General features: G+C 69.4%; 18 protein-coding genes. 14 read left to right on the top strand and 4 right to left on the bottom strand.

The features are described from left to right. The first annotated feature begins 81 nt into the window (after positions 1 to 81). Positions 82 to 465 carry a DUF7882 family protein gene (locus tag QE392_RS11430; protein WP_307451778.1) on the top strand — a complete coding sequence of 128 codons (384 nt, stop codon included), beginning with the start codon at positions 82 to 84 and terminating at the stop codon, positions 463 to 465. A 61-nt stretch (positions 466 to 526) separates the two neighbouring features. On the opposite strand, the gene QE392_RS11425 is transcribed toward QE392_RS11430, so the two are convergent. Continuing rightward, positions 527 to 1,678: an SLC13 family permease gene (locus QE392_RS11425; protein WP_307451776.1), complete on the bottom strand. Its 1,152-nt coding sequence runs from the start codon at positions 1,676 to 1,678 to the stop codon at positions 527 to 529. 82 nt (positions 1,679 to 1,760) lie between these two features. Between QE392_RS11425 and thrS the strand changes: the two genes are divergently transcribed. The 3 genes from thrS to QE392_RS11410 all read left to right on the top strand — a co-directional run bounded on the left by thrS (position 1,761) and on the right by QE392_RS11410 (position 5,776). After that, on the top strand, positions 1,761 to 3,746 hold the full coding sequence (thrS, locus tag QE392_RS11420) for a threonine--tRNA ligase (protein WP_307451775.1): 1,986 nt from the start codon (positions 1,761 to 1,763) through the stop codon (positions 3,744 to 3,746). Then, positions 3,743 to 4,309, top strand: coding sequence for an HIT family protein (locus QE392_RS11415; RefSeq protein WP_307451773.1), 567 nt, complete (start codon positions 3,743 to 3,745; stop codon positions 4,307 to 4,309). The genes thrS and QE392_RS11415 overlap by 4 nt, the downstream gene beginning before the upstream one ends. 426 nt (positions 4,310 to 4,735) lie before the next feature. Continuing rightward, entirely contained in the window at positions 4,736 to 5,776 is a 1,041-nt protein-coding gene (locus tag QE392_RS11410) for an RICIN domain-containing protein (protein WP_307451771.1), read from the top strand. A gap of 76 nt (positions 5,777 to 5,852) precedes the next feature. On the opposite strand, the gene pdxY is transcribed toward QE392_RS11410, so the two are convergent. Both pdxY and QE392_RS11400 read right to left on the bottom strand, forming a co-directional pair. Continuing rightward, complete coding sequence (gene pdxY, locus QE392_RS11405; RefSeq protein ID WP_307451769.1) at positions 5,853 to 6,707, bottom strand: pyridoxal kinase PdxY; 855 nt, start codon at positions 6,705 to 6,707, stop codon at positions 5,853 to 5,855. Next, on the bottom strand, positions 6,704 to 8,044 hold the full coding sequence (locus QE392_RS11400; protein ID WP_307451767.1) for an aminotransferase class I/II-fold pyridoxal phosphate-dependent enzyme: 1,341 nt from the start codon (positions 8,042 to 8,044) through the stop codon (positions 6,704 to 6,706). Before QE392_RS11400 ends, pdxY begins: the two co-directional genes overlap by 4 nt. Before the next feature lie 117 nt (positions 8,045 to 8,161). Between QE392_RS11400 and pdxS the strand changes: the two genes are divergently transcribed. The 10 genes from pdxS to QE392_RS11350 all read left to right on the top strand — a co-directional run bounded on the left by pdxS (position 8,162) and on the right by QE392_RS11350 (position 18,363). After that, a complete protein-coding gene (gene pdxS / locus QE392_RS11395) occupies positions 8,162 to 9,046 on the top strand; it encodes a pyridoxal 5'-phosphate synthase lyase subunit PdxS (protein WP_307451764.1) in 885 nt (294 codons plus the stop codon). Continuing rightward, on the top strand, positions 9,040 to 9,660 hold the full coding sequence (gene pdxT / locus QE392_RS11390) for a pyridoxal 5'-phosphate synthase glutaminase subunit PdxT (protein ID WP_307451762.1): 621 nt from the start codon (positions 9,040 to 9,042) through the stop codon (positions 9,658 to 9,660). Before pdxS ends, pdxT begins: the two co-directional genes overlap by 7 nt. A 10-nt stretch (positions 9,661 to 9,670) precedes the next feature. Further along, complete coding sequence (locus QE392_RS11385) at positions 9,671 to 10,429, top strand: YebC/PmpR family DNA-binding transcriptional regulator (protein WP_307451759.1); 759 nt, start codon at positions 9,671 to 9,673, stop codon at positions 10,427 to 10,429. Between the two features lie 48 nt (positions 10,430 to 10,477). Beyond that, positions 10,478 to 11,080 (top strand): crossover junction endodeoxyribonuclease RuvC, encoded by a 603-nt coding sequence (gene ruvC / locus QE392_RS11380; protein WP_307451757.1) that lies wholly within the window; start codon positions 10,478 to 10,480, stop codon positions 11,078 to 11,080. A 9-nt stretch (positions 11,081 to 11,089) separates the two neighbouring features. After that, positions 11,090 to 11,710: a Holliday junction branch migration protein RuvA gene (ruvA, locus tag QE392_RS11375; protein WP_307451755.1), complete on the top strand. Its 621-nt coding sequence runs from the start codon at positions 11,090 to 11,092 to the stop codon at positions 11,708 to 11,710. After that, positions 11,703 to 12,749 carry a Holliday junction branch migration DNA helicase RuvB gene (gene ruvB, locus QE392_RS11370; protein WP_307451753.1) on the top strand — a complete coding sequence of 349 codons (1,047 nt, stop codon included), beginning with the start codon at positions 11,703 to 11,705 and terminating at the stop codon, positions 12,747 to 12,749. Before ruvA ends, ruvB begins: the two co-directional genes overlap by 8 nt. Positions 12,750 to 12,829: 80 nt before the next feature. Next, positions 12,830 to 13,270, top strand: a complete 441-nt coding sequence (locus QE392_RS11365) for a preprotein translocase subunit YajC (RefSeq protein WP_307451751.1) — start codon at positions 12,830 to 12,832, stop codon at positions 13,268 to 13,270. A 46-nt stretch (positions 13,271 to 13,316) separates the two neighbouring features. Next, positions 13,317 to 15,026, top strand: coding sequence for a protein translocase subunit SecD (gene secD, locus QE392_RS11360; protein ID WP_307451749.1), 1,710 nt, complete (start codon positions 13,317 to 13,319; stop codon positions 15,024 to 15,026). After that, positions 15,026 to 16,012 carry a protein translocase subunit SecF gene (secF, locus tag QE392_RS11355; RefSeq protein WP_307451747.1) on the top strand — a complete coding sequence of 329 codons (987 nt, stop codon included), beginning with the start codon at positions 15,026 to 15,028 and terminating at the stop codon, positions 16,010 to 16,012. Before secD ends, secF begins: the two co-directional genes overlap by 1 nt. A gap of 98 nt (positions 16,013 to 16,110) precedes the next feature. Beyond that, on the top strand, positions 16,111 to 18,363 hold the full coding sequence (locus QE392_RS11350; protein ID WP_307451745.1) for a RelA/SpoT family protein: 2,253 nt from the start codon (positions 16,111 to 16,113) through the stop codon (positions 18,361 to 18,363). Positions 18,364 to 18,548: 185 nt separating this feature from the next. Here the strand turns inward: QE392_RS11350 and QE392_RS11345 are convergent, their stop codons facing one another. Then, positions 18,549 to 19,223, bottom strand: coding sequence for a hypothetical protein (locus QE392_RS11345; protein WP_307451743.1), 675 nt, complete (start codon positions 19,221 to 19,223; stop codon positions 18,549 to 18,551). Between the last annotated feature and the right edge of the window lie 56 nt (positions 19,224 to 19,279).

The raw sequence follows: 19,279 nt of genomic DNA, 5'->3' as shown, positions 1-19,279 counted from the left end.
CAGCGGTCACCGCCCCCCGAGTTCCGCGTTCGATTTCTCGCCTGGAGATGCGCACGGAGGCGGCGACCCGTTGGGGGCGTCATGGGCAAATTCATCTACGACAGCAACATCAAGGTCGACTTCGAAGACAGACTCCTCGCCCATCTGCAGGCCGTCATCATGGCGAAAGTGCGCCGTGGGGAGAGTTTCCCGTTCACGTGGAAAGACGACATCAGCACAGGCGGTGGTCGCACGACGGTGTACATCCATCCGAACGTGTCCTTGGTGTTCAAATATCACGGCAGCCGTTCACCCCAGATGAGCCCGGCCTGGTTGCACGCGCTGACCTACAACGCCAACTCCGGGCGCGGCCTGTACGTCATCCCCGAGCCCGACGAGTCGGCTGCACGCGAGAGCCCGCATCGCGACGAGATGGTGTTCCGCGAGGTGCCCAACGACCAGGCCCCCGCGAACACCCACCCCTGAACGGGAAGATCGCTGTCCCGGCGCCGGGCGTACACCGGCGAGGAGTGACGACGCGCGCGACTCACCCCACGAGGGGCAGCACCCCGAGCAGCAGGATCAGCGGCGCGATCACCGCGCCCAGCAGGACGAACCGGCTCCACCGCACCTCGACTCCCGCGGCGACGAGGCGGTCATGCCACAGCAAGGTCGCGAGTGAGGCCCACGGCGTGACGATCGGCCCCGCGTTCACACCGATCAGAAGCGCCGCGAGCCTCATCGGCGAACCCGCCACCGACTCGAGAGCCAGGTAGGCGGGGAGGTTGTTGATGCCGTTCGCGGCCAGTGCTCCCACACCGGCGAGCTGCCACAACGACACCAGGTCGTCGCCCGTTCCGGCCAGCACCGACGTGACCTGACCGATACCGATCGCCTCCAGCGCGCCGACGGCGAGGAACAGCCCGCCCGCGAAGACCAGAAGCGACCACGGCACGAGCCGCACACCGAGCACTCTCGGCGCGCGCCAGGCGAACACCGCGATGAGGACGGCCGCGGCGGCGACCGCCGGCATCCACGGCTCGAGTCCGATCACCAGCAGGGGGAGGAGCGCGACGGTGACCACGCCCGAGATGCGCAGCAGCGCCCGGTCGGAGACGGTGGGGGCAGCGGCATCCGGGTATGTCTTCGGCAGGCGCCTTAGGAAAACCACCGCCAGCACGATCACCGACACGGCGATGGCGATGAGTGCCGAGGGACCCAGGAGGGCGAGGAAGGCGACGGGGTCGTGACCGCCTCCGAGAGCCTCGGATGCCAGCAGGTTCGTCAGGTTCGACACCGGCAGCACGAGAGAGGCCGTGTTCGCGAGCACCACGGTGACGAACGCGAAGGGCAGCGGATCCATCCTGCGGGCGACGGCCATCGCGACCACCACGGGAGTGAGCAGGACAGCGGTGGTGTCGAGCGACAAGAACGCCGTCGCGACCGTCGCGAGGGCGACCACGAGCACCCACAGCAGCGCCGTGCGACCCCGCGCGAGCTTCGCCAGCCACGCCGCGACGACGTCGAACAGGCCCGCTTTCGAGGCCAGCTCGGCCACGATCGTCACCGCGACGACGAACAGCAGGATGGGCCACACGCGGTCGGCGACGGCGAGGGCGTCGCTTGCAGGAAGGGCGCCGGTGAGCAGCGCGACGATCCCGAGGATCCAGAGCACGCCGCCGATGATGGCCAGGGTCACCGCTCCACTATGGAGCACGCCGCGTGCGGTTCGGACCACGGCCGCCCGGTAGCCTGGAATCGACCCCTTCAGGAGATGTTCTGTGACTGATTTCCCCGCCGATGGCTTCGCCCTCTTCCCCGACCGTTCGGTCGTCGCGCTGCGCGTGAACGGAGAGCTGAAAGACCTGGCCACGACCGTCACCGCCGACGACACCGTCGAGCCCGTCACCATCGACAGCGCCGACGGACTCAGCATCCTGCGCCACTCCACGGCGCACGTTCTCGCGCAGGCGGTACAGCGCGTCAAGCCGCAGGCCAACCTCGGCATCGGTCCGCCCGTCACCGACGGCTTCTACTACGACTTCCAAGTCGACGAGCCCTTCACCCCCGACGACCTCAAGGTCATCAAGAAGGAGATGGAGCGCATCGTCCGCGAGAACCAGCGGTTCGTGCGCCGCGTCGTCACCGACGACGAGGCCCGCGCCGAGCTCGCCGACGAGCCGTTCAAGCTCGAGCTGATCGGCCTCAAGGGCGGCTCGGCCGAGGCCGCCGAGGGCGCGTCGGTCGAGGTCGGCGCCGGCGAGCTCACGATCTACGACAACGTCACCCGCGACGGCGAGACCGCGTGGAAAGACCTCTGCCGCGGACCCCACGTGCCCGGTACGCGCCTCATCGGCAACGGCTGGGACCTCACCCGTATCGCCGGCGCCTACTGGCGCGGCAGCGAGAAGAACCCGCAGCTGCAGCGCATCTACGGCACCGCGTGGCCCACGAAAGACGAGCTGCGCGCCTACCAGCACCGACTCGAAGAGGCCGCCAAGCGCGACCACCGCAAGCTCGGCAAGGAACTCGACCTGTTCTCGTTCCCCGACGAGATCGGTCCGGGCCTCAGCGTCTTCCACCCCAAGGGCGGCATCATCCGCTACGAGATCGAGCGCTACATGCGCGAGCGCCTGCTCGCCAGCGGCTACGAGGTTGTCAACACTCCGCACATCACCAAGGGCGACCTGTTCATGACGAGCGGCCACCTGCAGTGGTACGCCGACGGCATGTACCCGCCGATGGTGCTCGACGAGGTGGTGGATGCCGACGGGCACGTGTCGCGCGAGGGCCAGGAGTACTACCTGAAGCCCATGAACTGCCCGTTCCACAACCTGATCTTCCGCTCGCGCGGTCGCAGCTACCGCGAGCTGCCGCTGCGCCTGAGCGAGTTCGGGTCGGTCTACCGCTACGAGAAGAGCGGCACGCTCTCGGGCCTCACCCGGGTGCGCGGGATGACGCAGGACGACACGCACATCTACGTCACCGCCGACCAGGTGAAAGGCGAGCTGACGCACAGCCTCGACTTCGTGCTGCAGACCCTCCGCGACTACGGCCTCAACGACTTCTACCTCGAGCTGTCGACGAAGGAAGAGGGCAACCCGAAGTTCATCGGCGACGACGCTCTCTGGGTCGAGGCCACCGAGACGCTGCGCGAGGTCGCCGAAGCATCAGGCCTCGAGCTGGTTCCCGACCCGGGCGGGGCGGCGTTCTACGGCCCGAAGATCTCGGTGCAGGCGCGCGACGCGATCGGTCGCACGTGGCAGATGTCGACCATCCAGCTCGACTTCAACCAGCCCGAGCGCTTCGAGCTCGAGTACACCGGTCCCGACGGCGAGAAGCACCGCCCCGTCATGATCCACCGCGCCCTGTTCGGCTCGGTCGAGCGCTTCTTCGCGATCCTGCTCGAGCACTACGCCGGCGCGTTCCCCGTGTGGCTCGCGCCCGTTCAGGTCGTGGCCGTGCCCGTGGCCGCCGAATACGGCGACTACCTGCAGGACATCGTCGCCGACCTCAAGACCAAGGGCGTCCGCGCCGAGGCCGACCACAGCGACGACCGCATGCAGAAGAAGATCCGCACGCACACCACGCAGAAGGTGCCGCTCATGCTGATCGCGGGCGAGCAGGACCGGTCGAACGGCACGGTGTCGTTCCGCTTCCGCGACGGCACGCAGCTCAACGGCATCCCCGTCGACGAGGCGGTGGCGCGCATCACCGGCGCGATCTCGGCTCGCACCCTCGTCAACACCGCCGAGGATCTCGCGTGACGACAGAACCGGATGCCGCCGCGGCCGGCGACGAGGCCCTCGTCGCCGCCGCGGAGCTTCCGGGCGTGCCCGACGAGTTCCAGCGCCTGTGGACGCCGCACCGCATGGCGTACATCTCGGCGGGCCGTGAGCCGATGGAGAAGAACTGCCCGTTCTGCGCCGCGCCCGACAAGTCCGATGAAGACGGCCTCATCGTGGCCCGCGGTAAGACGTCGTACGTGCTGCTGAACCTCTTCCCGTACAACTCCGGGCATCTTCTGGTCTGTCCCTACCGCCATATCCCCACCTACGACCAGGCGACCGACGAGGAGGTCGCCGAGATCGGCGCCCTCACGCAGCGCGGCATGCGCGTCCTCCGCGCGGTCTCGCGGTGCGACGGCTTCAACCTGGGGATGAACCAGGGGGCGATCGCGGGCGCCGGCGTCGACGCGCACCTGCATCAGCACATCGTGCCGCGATGGGCGTCGGACGCGAACTTCTTCCCGATCATCGCCAAGACGAAGGCGCTGCCGCAGCTGCTCGGTGACGTACGGCGCGCCGTGGCCGACGCCTGGCGCGCCTGACGCCTCCGCGAACCGCCGGCCCCCGGGACCGGCTCACGGCGGCGACCGCGTCCACGGCATCCTGGCTCCTGTCGCCCTGTCGTTCTCGCGCATCGGTCGGACGACCGCCGGCATTGAATAAGGCGGAAAAGAGCGAGAAATCGCCGGGAAAGGCACCGCGACGCCATCCAGAACGATCCTTGACACGGCATTCATCTGCCGCAATGATGGCCTGGAAGCGAAATGTTAGCGTAAACATCCGCCGACTGATCGCCTCGCATGCGTCCCCCCGCAGATCACGCGTCCGCCGACGGAGTTGTCGGTGGTCGCCGCGATCGGCCGGGAAGGCGCTCCGCGCGACCGATGACGCCTCGCCCGCACCCGGTCCGCGGTGACCCCACGAAGGGCCCCCGTGCGGCGGTCCCCAACCTCGGAAGGCGAACAATCATGGCTCGGACGACGTCGTCCCCCACGAAGAAGCACGGCCGGAAGGCGAGGGCGCTCGGCGCGGTCCTCGGCGCGGTCATCATCGGCCTCACGTCCCTCGGCGCGACAGCCCCCGCCAGCGCGGCCGCGCCGGTCGGAACCGGACCCAACCAGGAGATCCGCAACCAGCAGAACACCCTCTGCATGGACGACTACGCGTTCAACACCCAGCCCGGCGCGGAGGTGCGCCAGTGGACGTGCCTCGAGGGCCAGAACCAGCTGTGGGCGATCACCGACCTCGGCAACGGCTACGCCGAGATCAAGAACAAGCACAGCAACCTCTGCCTCGACAACTTCAACTTCGCCACCGCCCCCGGATCCGAGGTGCGGCAGTGGACCTGCAACGGCGCCGACGTGCAGCAGTGGCAGCTCACCGACGTCGGCGGCGGCTGGACCGAGATCCGCAACAAGTACAACAACCTCTGCGTCACCAGCGCCGCCTCACCCGTGGACGGCGTGCTGCTGGCTCAGCAGACCTGCAACAACTCCGGCGTGCAGCGGTGGCGCCTCACCGACCCGAACGTGTCGAAGATCACCTGGAGCCTTTCGCGTTCGGCCAACCCCACGGAGGACGAGGCCGACGCCTACGCCCGCATCACCGACGCGATGAACCGCGCCGTCGCTCGCTACAACACGTTCAACAACACGTGGCGGCACCTGACGGTGGAGTACGCGCCCTGGGTGCAGACGGCTGACGCCAGCATCAACGGCAACATCCGCTTCGGCTCGAACCGTGGCTTCATGCAGGAGGGCACGGCCCTTCACGAGATGTCCCACACCGTCGGTGTCGGCACCGCCGGGCACTTCCAGGGCAAGTGCGACGCGCAGGACTGGCCCTCCGCCCTTCCCCTGCTGCGCACGTGGGACGGCCCCGAAGCTCGGATCAACTGCGGCGGCAGCCACTTCTGGCCCTACGGGCTGAACTACTCGAACGAGTACAACGAGACCAACTTCGACCGCAACGTGCGACTGGTGCAGGCGATGCACCACGACGGCCTCTGATCTCGTACACCGCGTGACCGACGCCGGTCCGTCGAGTCGCCCCGAACGGGCGGGTCGGCGGACCGGCGTCGCCGTGTCAGCGCACCTGGCGCACCGAGAACTGCAGTCGAGGGTGGGCGTAGGCCTCCTGCGACTCGATGAGGCGGAGCTCGCGCGAGCCCGCCTCGTACGTGTTGCTGAGCAGGTCGAACACACTGGATGCCGTGCGGGCCAGCGCGTCGGCGGCGTCACCGCCGCTACGGCGGTAGTGCGCCGTGAAGAGGGCGGCGGTGACGTCGCCCGAGCCGTTCGCCTTCATCGGGATGAGCGGGGTCTGCACGATCCACGCGCCGGCGTCGTCGACGACCATCATCTCGATGGTGTCGGGCTCGCGGTCGGGGCGCTCGACGCTCGTGACGAGGATCGTCCGGGGGCCGCGGGCGCGGAGCGCGTCGGCGGATGCCAGCGTCGAGTCGATGGTGTCCGGTTCGGTGTCGGTGAGGAAGCCGAGCTCGAACTGGTTCGGGGTGAGGATGTCGGCGACCGGCACCACGCGCTCACGCAGCAAAACGGGGATCGCGGGCGCCACGAAGCACCCCGACTTGGCGTTGCCCATGACGGGGTCGCAGGCGTAGACGGCATCCGGATTCGCCTTCTTCACCCGGGCGACCGCGTCGATGATGACGTCGGCGATGCCCTCGCCGCCCTGATAACCCGACAGCACGACGTCGATCTCGGGGAACACCCCGCGGTCCTCGATCCCGGCGATGACGGCTGCGACGTCGTCGGGGGAGATGAGCGGACCCCGCCACGCGCCGTACCCGGTGTGGTTCGAGAAGGTGACCGTGTAGACGGGGAGGACCTCGACCCCGATGCGCTGGAGGGGGAAGACGGCGGCGGAGTTGCCGACGTGCCCGTAGGCCACGGCCGACTGGATCGAGAGAACCTTCATCCCTCGATCCTCCCACTCCGTGACGCGCTGCGCCGCGTGCCCGCGGCGGCGGCGATGTCGTCGGCGAGAGCCGCGGCCGACCGCTCGTCGAGGTCGTGCACCGTGAGCCGCAGGAACGCGCCGGCGTGCTCGGCGGACAGGAAGAACGGGTCGCCCTCGCGCACGAGCCAGCCGCGACGCATGAGGTCTTCGCGGACGGATGCCGCGGGCACCGGCAGGGGTACCCAGAGGTTGAGGCCGTCGCCGGGGGTCGTGGGCAGTCCCCGTTCGGTCAGGGCGGCGGCGAACAGCGCGTTCTTCTCGGCGTAGTGCTCGGCGGCGCGCTCGATCCCGGCCCGGACATCGTCGTCGCGGACGAGCGCCAGCGTCATCCGCTGCAGGATGTGGCTCACCCACGTCGTGCCCGGCGTGAGGCGCACGGCGAGGCCGTCGGCGGTGTCGGGGTCGGATGCCGTGACGGCGAGGCAGGTGTCGGGCCCGAGGAACTTCGACATCGAGCGGATGCGCGCCCACCGCCGCTGCCCCTCGCCGATCACCGAGTGCAGGGGGGCGCGCGACAGCAGCGAGAAATGGTCGTCTTCGATGACGAGGACGTACGGATGTTCCGCCAGCACCGCGCGGAGGGCCCGGGCGCGCTCCGCACTCAGACTCGCGCCCGTCGGGTTGTGGGCGCGCGGTGTGCAGATCACGGCACGCACCCCCGCGTCGAGCGCGGCGCGGAGCCCGTCCACGGTCATGCCCTCGGCATCCACCGCCACCGGCACCGCGCGATAGCCGCCGGTGCGCACGGTGTGCAGGGCCGAGAGGAAGCACGGATCCTCCAGCGCCACCGCGTCGTCGCGCTGCAGAGCCTGCGCGAGCAGCCTGTCGATCGCGTCGCTCGCACCGCTGGTGACCGTGATGCGCACGTCGTCCCGGGGGAGCTGATCAGCCATCCACTCCCGCGCCCACGACTCGAGCCCCGGGTCGATGACCGGCTCGCCGTACAGCACCGGTCGAGCCGAACGGGCGAGGGCCGCGGTGGGGTCGGGGATGAGCGCCGGGTCGGGGTTGCCGGTCCCCACATCGCGCAGCACGGTGTCGGGCGTGTAGCCCTCCTGCGCGACGGCCGCCCGATCACTGACGCGCGTGCCCCCGCGCCCGCGGGCCTCGACGAGCCCGGCCTGTGCGAGCTGGCGATAGGCCGCCACGACCGTGTTGCGATTGACGCCGAGATCGGCGGCCACGGCGCGGACCGACGGCAACAGCGTGCCGGGGGAGAGTTCGCCGCGCTCGATGCGCGTGCGCAGGTCGGCGGCGATCTCGGATGCCGTTGCGCCGGTCAGATCGATGGTCATACGCCCCCCTGGGTCTCCGACAGCCTACGTCCTACGTCATGCTACGGTTTGGCCTAAGCCAATAAGTCGCGCCCCGAAGCGCGGAACTCGCGCTGTGGAGCGCGGAATGGAGTGGACATGACCGACACCGGAACCTCCCGCGTCAAGCGCGGTCTCGCCGAGATGCTCAAGGGCGGCGTCATCATGGACGTCGTCACCGCCGAGCAGGCGCGCATCGCCGAGGACGCCGGCGCCGTCGCGGTCATGGCGCTCGAGCGGGTGCCCGCCGACATCCGCGCCCAGGGCGGCGTCGCGCGCATGAGCGATCCCGACCTCATCGACGACATCATCGCCTCGGTGTCGATCCCCGTCATGGCGAAGGCGCGCATCGGTCACTTCGTCGAGGCGCAGGTCCTGCAGGAGCTCGGCGTCGACTACATCGACGAGTCCGAGGTGCTCTCGCCCGCCGACTACATCAACCACATCGACAAGTGGAACTTCACCGTCCCCTTCGTCTGCGGCGCGACCAACCTCGGCGAGGCCCTCCGCCGCATCACCGAGGGTGCGGCGATGATCCGCTCCAAGGGCGAGGCCGGCACCGGCGACGTCTCCGAGGCGACCAAGCACATCCGCACGATCCGGAGCGAGATCAACGCCCTGCGCGCCAAGACGAAGGACGAACTGTACGTCGCCGCCAAAGAACTGCAGGCGCCCTACGAGCTCGTCGCCGAGATCGCCGAGACCGGCACGCTTCCCGTCGTGCTGTTCACCGCCGGGGGAGTGGCGACGCCTGCCGACGCCGCCATGATGATGCAGCTCGGCGCCGACGGCGTGTTCGTCGGCTCGGGCATCTTCAAGTCGGGCAACCCCGCGCAGCGCGCCGCGGCCATCGTGAAGGCGACCACCTTCCACGACGACCCGAAGATCGTGGCGGAGGCCTCGCGCGGCCTCGGCGAGGCCATGGTCGGCATCAACGTCGCCGATCTCCCCGCGCCGCACCGCCTGGCCGAGCGCGGATGGTGACCGACGCCCCTCGCGTCGGCGTCCTCGCCCTGCAGGGCGACGTGCGCGAGCACCTCGCCGTACTGACCGCCCTCGGAGCCGACGCGCGACCCGTGCGTCGGCCCGAGGAGCTCGCCGCCGTGGAGGGCCTCGTGCTCCCCGGCGGCGAGTCGAGTGTCATCGACAAGCTCGCCCGCGCCTTCGGGATGCAGCAGCCCATCCGGGAGGCGATCGCGGCCGGGATGCCGATGTACGGCACGTGCGCCGGACTCATCCTGCTCGCCGATCGCATCGACGGCGCCATCGAAGGACAGCAGACCTTCGGCGGCCTCGACGCGCGCGTCGCACGCAACGTGTTCGGCAGTCAGACGGCCTCGTTCGAGACCGACCTCGACGTCCCCGCCCTCGGCGACCCGCCGGTGCACGCGGTCTTCATCCGAGCGCCCGCGGTCGTGGAGTGGGGTCCGGATGCCGAACCCCTGGCATCCCTCGCCGACGGACGCGTCGTCGCGATCGAGCAGGGCTCCCTTCTGGGAACGGCCTTCCACCCCGAATCGACCGGCGAGACGCGTTTCCACGCGCGCTTCCTCGACCGCGTCCGAGCCCGACGCGGCGCGAGCGCGCCCGCGTTCTAGACTGGAGCCCATGTCCGGACACTCCAAATGGGCCACGACCAAGCACAAGAAGGCGGTCGTCGACGCCCGCCGCGCCAAGTCGTGGGCCAAGCTCATCAAGAACATCGAGGTCGCCGCCAAGCTCGGTGGAGCGGACCTCCAGGGCAACCCGACGCTCTTCGACGCCGTGCTCAAGGCCAAGAAGACCTCGGTCCCCAAAGACAACATCGACCGCGCCATCAAGCGCGGCGCGGGCATCGGCGGCGAGGCCGTCGAGTACGCCTCGATCATGTACGAGGGCTACGGCCCCAACGGCGTGGCATTCCTCATCGAGTGTCTGACCGACAACAAGAACCGCGCCGCGGCCGAAGTACGCACCGCTCTCAGCCGTAACGGCGGCACGCTCGCCGATCCGGGCAGCGTCGCGTACAACTTCAGCCGCAAGGGCGTCATCGTCGTCCCCTCCGAGGGAACGACCGAAGACGACGTCATGCTCGCCGTGCTCGAGGCCGGCGCCGAAGAAGTCGAGCCGCACGGCGAGGGCTTCGGCGTCATCACCGAGGCGAGCGACCTGGTGTCGGTGCGCAGCGCGCTGCAGGATGCAGGCATCGAGTACGACTCGGCCGACGTCGAGTTCGTCCCCTCGCTCAAGGTCGAGGTCGACGCCGACACCGCCCGCAAGGTGTTCCGTCTCATCGATGCGCTCGAAGACAGCGACGACGTGCAGAACGTCTACACGAACTTCGACCTCAGCCCCGAGGTCCAGGCCGAGCTCGAGAACGACGAGTAAGGGCGCGCCCTTCCTTCTCGCACGGCCCCTGCGCATAGCGTGGGGGCCGTGTCTCGTTCCCTCCGCGTCCTCGGCGTCGACCCGGGTCTCACGCGCTGCGGCATCGGCGTGGTCGACGTCTCCCCGGATCGCACGGCCTCGCTCGTGCACGTGGGTGTCGTGCGGTCCTCGACGGCCGATCCGATCGAGAAGCGCCTCGCGGCCATCGCCGCCGGCATCCGCTCCATCCTGCGCGAGCACGACCCCGCCGTCGTCGCCGTTGAACGCGTCTTCGCGCAGAACAACCGCCACTCGGTGATGGGCACCGCGCAGGCCAGCGGCATCGCACTGCTGCTCGCCGCCGAGCACGGGATCCCGGCCGCCACCCACACGCCCAGCGAGGTCAAGGCCGCCATCACCGGCTACGGGTCGGCCGACAAGCTGCAGGTGCAGACCATGGTGGCCCGCGTCCTGCGCCTCGAGACATTGCCCCAGCCGGCGGATGCCGCGGACGCCCTCGCCATCGCGCTCTGTCACGCCTGGCGCGGGGGAGCGGCTCCCGCCGCTGGCGCTGCCGCGCTGACGCCCGCGCAGCGCGCGTGGCGGGATGCCGAGAAGCGGCGCTCTCCACAGGCTCGTGTCGCTCGAACACATGTACGAACGCAAGCGTAAACTGAGCACATGATCTCTTCGCTGCAGGGGCGCGCGGCCCACGTCGCCGACGATTCGCTCGTGATCGTGGTCGGCGGCGTCGGTTTCTCGGTCGCCGTCACGGCTCAGCTCGCGCGCACGGTGCACGTCGGCGACGACGTGCACCTGCACACCAACCTGATCGTGCGCGAGGACGCGCTCTCGCTGTACGGCTTCGAGACGCGCGAAGAGCTCACGGTGTTCGCCCACCTGATCAGCGTCACCGGCGTCGGCCCGAAGTCGGCGCTCGGGGTGCTCTCGTCGCTCACGGTGCCGCAGATCGCCCAGGCGGTGGCCGACGACGACGACGCCCCGTTCCGCCGGGTGTCGGGCATCGGCCCGAAGACGGCGAAGCTGATCGTCGTGCAGCTCGCGGGCAAGCTCGCCGTCGTCCCCGCCGCACCCGCCGCCGCCATCGCGGCGCACGGCCAGGTGCCGGTGCAGGTGACGCAGGCCCTCGTCGGCCTCGGCTGGACCGAACGCACCGCGGCCGAGGCCGTGGCATCCGTCGCCGAGAACGCCTCCGAGGCCGACCGTGCGTCGGTGCAGGCGCTGCTCCGACTGACGCTCGCCCTGCTCGGTCCCGCACGGAAGGAGACCGTGGGTGGCTGACGTCCGCGATGCGGGCACGCCCGACGATGAGACCGAACTCGCGATCGAGGGGGCTCTCCGCCCGACGTCGCTGAGCGAATTCGTCGGCCAGCAGAAGGTGCGCGGCCAGCTTCAACTCCTGCTCGACGCAGCGCGGATCCAGCAGCGCTCGCCCGACCACATCCTGCTGTCGGGGCCGCCGGGGCTCGGCAAGACGACGCTCGCCATGATCGTCGCCCACGAGAGCGGGCGACCCCTGCGTCTGTCGAGTGGCCCCGCCATCCAACACGCGGGCGACCTCGCGGCCCTGCTGTCGTCGCTCACCCCCGGTGAGGTCCTCTTCATCGACGAGATCCATCGCATGGCCCGCTCGGCCGAAGAGATGCTCTATCTGGCGATGGAGGATTTCCGCATCGACATCATGGTCGGCAAGGGCGCCGGAGCCACCAGCATCCCGCTCGATCTGTCACCGTTCACCCTCGTCGGCGCCACCACGCGGGCGGGCCTGTTGCCCAACCCCCTGCGTGACCGCTTCGGCTTCACGGCGCACCTCGAGTACTACGAGCCCGAGGAGCTCGAGCAGGTGGTCTCGCGCTCGGCATCCATGCTCGACGTCGGCCTGCCGGGCACCGCCCGGTCGGAGATCGCCCGACGCTCGCGTGGCACGCCCCGTATCGCCAACCGCCTGCTCCGCCGCGTGCGCGACTATCTCGTGGTGCACGGCCCGTCGACCGGAACCGCCGACGGCGACGCCGACGTCCGCACGGTCGACGCAGCGCTCGACCTGTACGACGTCGATGCGATCGGGCTCGACCGCCTGGACCGCGCGGTGCTCGATGCCCTTGTTCGACGGTTCCGCGGCGGCCCGGTGGGACTCAGCACCCTCGCCGTGGCGGTCGGCGAGGAGCCCGAAACCATCGAATCCGTCGTCGAGCCGTATCTCGTGCGCATCGGGTTCATGGGCCGTACGCCCCGCGGCCGGGTCGCGACGCCCGAGGCGTACGACCACCTCGGCGCACCCCACCCCGACGGCCTGCTCCGGTTCAGCCAGGGCGGATGACCTATACTCGGCGGGGGATTCCCCGACCCTCGCTAGGCAGTGCCGCACGGCGCGCCTGATCTGAAAGGTGCACCGCCTCCATGGATAGCTTTCCCCTTCTGATTCTGCTCGCCGGTCTGCTCGTCTTCATGTTCGTCAGCTCGCGCCGTCGGATGAAGAAGCAGAAGGCCGAACAGGAGAAGAAGGCCCGCGAGACCGTGCCCGGAGCCGAGGTGCTGCTGCAGGGCGGCCTCTACGGCACCATCGTGGAGTACGACGGCGAAGACCTCGACAAGCCCGCCCTGGTCGAGATCGCCCCCGGCATCGTCATCAAGGTGCACAGCCAGGCCGTGCTGCGCATCGTCGATCCGGCCGAAGGGACCGTCACCGAAGACGAGTTCATCGAGGCCGAAGAGAGCGAAGCCGAGTACGTCGCGGGCGTCGCCGACGGTGACATCTCGTCGATCAGCGACGACGAGCGCGCCGCGCGTCAGAACTCCGTCGACCCGGAGCGCGACGGCAAGGACCGCCCCGCGGTCTGATCGCCCCACACTCTCTTCGTTCACCGCCGCACAGAAAGCCGACACCGTGGCGCCCTCGACCCCTGTTCGTCATGCCTGGCGCGTGCTGACCGGATTGCTCGCCATCACCGGCGTGCTCTTCGGCATCAACGCCCTGGGCGTGTACGTCTTCAACGCAAGTTCCTGGTCACCCGACCTCGCCCTCGACCTGCAGGGCGGCACGCAGATCATCCTGCAGGCTCAGACCACCGACGGCGCCGCCCCCGACAGCGAGCAGCTGCAGCAGGCCGTCACGATCATCCGCCAGCGCGTCGACGCCTCCGGCGTAGGCGAGACCGACGTCGCGACCGAGGGCGGCCGCAACATCGTCGTGCAGATCCCCGGCCAGGCCGACGAGGCCACGCGCCAGCGCATCCAGAGCTCGGCCCAGCTGCAGCTGCGACCGGTGCTGTTCACCGGCGCCCAGGCCACGTCGTTCGTCGGCGAGGACGGCAACTCCACGCCGTACCCGACGCCCGACCCGGCGCTGCCGTCGACACCGACGGCGTCGCCGACCAACGCCAGCGACGCGGCGTACATCACGCCGGCACTGCAGGCGCAGTTCCTCGCGTACGACTGCGCGAATCCGCCGTCCAACCCCGCGCAGGCGCCGGCCGACCAGCCGATGATCACGTGCGGCATCGACGACGGCGGCAAGTACATCCTCGGACCCGTCGAGCTCAACGGCACCGACATCGTGGATGCCACCAACGGCCAGGAGCAGAACACGGGTCGCTGGGCCGTCAACCTCGTCTTCAACGACCAGGGCACCCAGACGTTCGGCGACATCAGCCAGCGGCTCGTGGCGCTGCAGTCGCCCCTCAACCAGTTCGCCTTCGTCCTCGACGGGTCGGTCCTGTCGGCGCCGGTCATGCAGGGCACCATTCTCGACGGACGCCCCAGCATCACCGGCAGCTTCACGCAGGAGTCGTCGAAGGCGCTCGCCGACCAGCTCAAGTACGGCGCCCTGCCGCTGAGCTTCACGGTGGTCAGCTCCGACACCGTCTCGGCCACGCTCGGTTCGCAGCAGCTGCAGGTCGGCTTCATCGCCGGACTCATCGGCCTCGGCCTCGTGGCGATCTACTCGTTGATCGTCTACCGAGCGCTCGGCACGGTGATCATCGCGTCGCTCGGCGTGATGGCCGTGTTGACGTACGTGGCACTGTGCATCCTCGCCTGGCGCGCCGGCTTCCGTCTGTCGCTCGCCGGTGTCGCGGGCCTGATCGTGACGATCGGCTTCACCGCCGACTCGTTCATCGTCTACTTCGAACGCATCCGCGACGAGCTGCGTGACGGCAAGTCCATCACCGCCGCCGTCGAGGACGGCTGGGCGCGCGCGAAGCGCACGATCTACATCTCGAAGTCGATCAACATCCTCGCCGCCGTCGTGCTGTACATCCTCGCGGATGCCACGGTGAAGGGCTTCGCGTTCACGCTCGGCCTGACGACCGCCATCGACATCCTGATCTTCATCCTGTTCACCCACCCGGTGATGCAGTTGCTGGCCCGGATGCGGTTCTTCGGCTCCGGCCACCCGCTCTCGGGCATGGACCCCAACGCGCTGGGCGCCGTGTACCGGGGCCGCGCGCAGTTCCGTGCGCCGGTCGCCGACGCGGCCCGCGTCAAGCGCTCTCGCGGCGAGGCACAGCGCCGCCAGACGATCGCGGAACGCAAGCAGGCGGAACTCGCGGCCGCCGGGCGCGGCGATAGCCGCCCCACGAAGGAGGGAGACGACTGATGCGCTCCATGACGCAACTCGGCAACGACCTCTACTCGGGGAAGACCTCCTTCCCGTTCGTCCAGCGCCGCCGCCTGTGGTTCATCATCGCCGCGGTGCTGGTGATCGGGGCCGCTCTGGTTCCGCTGTTCCGGCCCGTACAGTTCTCGATCGAATTCACCGGCGGCTCGCAGTTCACCGTGTCGAACCCGGCGTCCTTCGATCAGTCCCTCGCGACCGACGCCGTGACCTCCGTCGTGCCGGGGGCGACGACGCGCGTGTCGACCATCAGCGACCAGGCGGTGCGTGTACAGACCGACCAGCTCGGCCCGGACGAGACCCAGGCGGTCTCGGCGGCGCTCGCCTCGGCCTACGATGTGCCCTCGAGTGAGATCACCGACTCGTTCATCGGTCCCACGTGGGGCGCCGACGTCACGCGCCAGTCGCTGTGGGGTCTGTCGATCTTCCTGGCGCTGACGTTCCTGATCCTCGCGCTGTACTTCCGCACGTGGAAGATGTCCGTCGCGGCCATCGTCGGCCTCGTGGACGTGCTGATCATCACGATCGGCGTGTACGCGGTGTTCGGATTCGAGATCTCCCCGGCTGCCGTCATCGGCTTCCTGACGATCCTCTCGTACGCCCTCTACGACACCACCGTCGTCTTCGACAAGGTGAGGGAGAACACGCGGGAGGACGGTGAGATCTCGGGCCGCACGTTCGCGGAGTCGGTGAACCTCGCCGCCAACCAGACGCTGATCCGCTCGATCAACACCACCGTCGTCGCCATCCTGCCGGTCGGTGCGATCCTCTTCATCGGTGTGCCGCTCGGCGCACGGACGCTGAGCGACATCTCACTGTCGATCTTCGTCGGCACCATCGTCGCGGCCTACTCGACGCTGTTCGTGTCGGTTCCCCTGTACGCGCTGCTGCGCGAGAAGGAGAAGCCCGTCGCGCAGCGCGACGCGCGCGTGCTCGCCGCTCGTGAAAAGGCGGGCGTTCCCGCCTGAGGCGGGGAGGGACCGAGACGGGTGGGGCTCCGGCGCGAGGTCGGGGCCCCACCCGCCGGGGCGTAGACTTGATCGACTGGCCGTAGGGAAGGGTGTCGATGACAGAGACCGCTGCTTCCGCGCCGCCGCCGTCCTCGCTCCGCCGCCTCGTTCCGCGGATCTTCTCGCGCGCCGCGCGCCGCGACGACGTCGACAAGCTCCTGCGCACGGTGCGCACGCATCACCCCAAGGGCGATCTTGCGATCGTGGAGCGCGCCTACGCCGTCGCCGACAAGGCGCACGACGGCCAGAAGCGTCAGAGCGGCGAACCGTACATCACGCATCCGCTCGCGGTGGCGCAGATCCTCGCCGAGCTCGGACTCGGCCCGAAGGCGATCGCCGCCGCACTTCTGCACGACACGGTCGAAGACACCGGTTATCCGCTCGACGAGCTGGCGGCCGACTTCGGCGACGAGGTCGCGATGCTGGTCGACGGCGTCACCAAGCTCGACAAGGTCAAGTACGGCGACAGCGCCCAGGCCGAGACGGTGCGCAAGATGATCGTCGCGATGTCGAAAGACATCCGCGTGCTGCTGATTAAGCTGGCCGACCGCCTGCACAATGCGCGTACGTGGGGTTTCGTGCCCCCTCACAAAGCCGCCAAGAAGGCCACCGAGACGCTCGAGATCTACGCTCCTCTGGCCCATCGCCTCGGCATCCAGGCCATCAAGAGCGAGCTCGAAGACCTCTCGTTCGCCGTCATGCACCCCAAGCTCTACGCCGAGATCGAGAGTCTCGTCAAACAGCGCACCCCGCAGCGCGAGCAGTACGTGCAGAACGTCATCGACGCGGTCGACGCCGACCTGCGCGAACTTCGGGTCCGCGGCCGGGTCATGGGTCGGCCGAAGCAGCTGTACTCCGTCTACCAGAAGATGGTCGTGCGGGGCCGCGAGTTCGACGACATCTACGACCTCATCGGCATCCGGATCCTCGTGGGCACCGTCCGCGACTGCTACGCCGTCCTCGGCGCGATCCACGCCCGCTGGACACCGCTGCCCGGGCGCTTCAAGGACTACATCGCCACGCCGAAGTTCAACCTCTACCAGTCGCTGCACACCACGGTCATCGGCCCTGGCGGTCGAACCGTCGAGATTCAGATCCGCACGCACGAGATGCACCAGCAGGCCGAGTTCGGCGTGGCGGCGCACTGGAAGTACAAGGAGCGGATGGCCGGCGGCAAGGCCGACTCCAAAGCCGTCGATGCGGACATGGCCTGGATCGCCCACATCTCGGACTGGCAGGCCGAGACCGCCGACCCGGGGGAGTTCCTCGACTCGTTGCGCTTCGAGATCGGCGCGAAAGAGGTCTACGTCTTCACCCCGAAAGGCCGGGTGATCGGTCTGCCGACCGGCGCGACCCCCGTCGACTTCGCCTACGCCGTGCACACCGAGATCGGTCACCGCACCATGGGTGCGAAGGTCAACGGTCGCCTCGTGCCGCTGGAGTCCACGCTGCAGAGCGGGGACGTGGTCGAGGTGTTCACCTCGAAGAACCCCGACGCCGGCCCGAGTCAGGACTGGCTCGGCTTTGTCCGGAGCACGCGCGCGCGCAACAAGATCCGCGGGTGGTTCACCAAGGAGCGTCGCGAGGAGGCCATCGAGCAGGGCAAGGACTCCATCGCCCGCGCGATGCGCCGGCAGAACCTGCCGCTGCAGCGCCTCATGAGCCAGGACTCCTTCACCGAGGTCGCTCGTCTCTTCCACTACGAGGACGTCTCAGCCCTGTACGCCGCGGTCGGCGAAGGCCACGTCTCGACGCAGTCCGTGATCGAGAAGGTCACCGCCCTCGTCAGCGCGGAGGAGACCTCGACGGGTCCCATCGACCTGCCGCAGGTCGGACGCAGCCGTGCCCCGCGCGGGGGCGACTCGGGCGTGCTCGTGCGCGGTGCGCCCGACATCCTTGTGAAGCTCGCGAAGTGCTGCACCCCGGTCCCCGGAGACGAGATCGTCGGCTTCGTCACGCGCGGCAGCGGTGTCTCGGTCCATCGCGGCGACTGCACCAACGTCCGCGCGCTGAAGGAGGAGCCCGACCGTCTGATCGACGTCGAGTGGGCGCCGACGACGAAGAGCGTCTTCCTCGTGCAGATCCAGGTCGAGGCTCTCGATCGCTCCGGGCTGCTGAGCGACGTGACCCGGGTGCTGAGCGAACACCACGTGAACATCCTGTCGGCGACGGTCTCGACGACGAACGACCGACTCGCCCTCAGCAAGTTCGTCTTCGAGATGGGCGACACCGTGCACCTCGACCGGGTGCTCAACGCCGTTCGCCGCATCGACGCCGTCTACGACGTCTACCGCGTCACGTCCTCCTGAGCGCCGCGCCGGCGATTCACCGCGGGCAAGCGCCGTGCCGGCGGTTCACCGCGGGCGAGCGCCCCGCCGGCGATTCACCGCGGGCGAGCGCCGCGCCGGCGATTCGCCGCGGGCGCGACGGCATCCGGAACGCTTCCCCGAGCGGCGTCCGGCGCGACGACGCGGCCGAAGATCACGTCGCCGCGTCACAGCGCGGTCGAGACGGCCCCCGCGGCCGGCATCCCGGTGCTCGCTCGCACCGGTCCGACACCGGTCGGCTCGTGGATGCCGCCCCCCTCGGGCTCTCGCTCGCCGTCGGCGCCGCCGTGGCGCGCGGCCTCTGCCGCAACCGTGGCTGCCGACAGCACCGCCGCCGCCCGACGCGCGTGCGGGAAGCGCGGATGACGAGCGAGCCACGACGCCGCCGCGTTCCCGAGCTGCGGGTCGTGGCGGGCCCACTCGCGGGCGAGGGCCACCTCGCCCTCGTCGCCGGAGCGGGCGAGGTCGGCGAGCGTCCGCTCCGGTGAACTGAGATGCACGCCGGCCAGCGAACGGATGTCGGCGGGCTCGAGACGCACGTCGTGGAAGACGACGCGCGCGTCGGAGCGCGCCCGCACCCGCGTCGACCCGGCTCTCTGCACGTGGTGGGGAAACGGTTCCTCGTCGACGGCTCCGTGGATCCAGGCCGCCGTGCGGCGCACTGCCGCCCACCGCTCACCGAGGAGTGGGAGGAGACTTCGCGCCCGCATCCAGGGGGTCTCGACGGCGTCGGCCGGTATGAAACCCTCTCCCAGCGGAACGAGCAGACCGTCGAGACAGGCGGCGGACAATTCGGCGAGCGACAGGCGTTCGTCGACGAAGAAGAGGAAGGGCGACACCATCCCGCCAGTGTGGCGGGACGATGTCGCCCCTGACGCGAAAGCGTCGGACCTGTGGA

The organism is Microbacterium proteolyticum (assembly GCF_030818075.1).
Lineage (GTDB): Bacteria > Actinomycetota > Actinomycetes > Actinomycetales > Microbacteriaceae > Microbacterium > Microbacterium proteolyticum_A.
The sequence above is the reverse complement of the archived record's forward strand: the minus strand, read 5'-3'. Positions and strand labels throughout refer to the sequence as shown.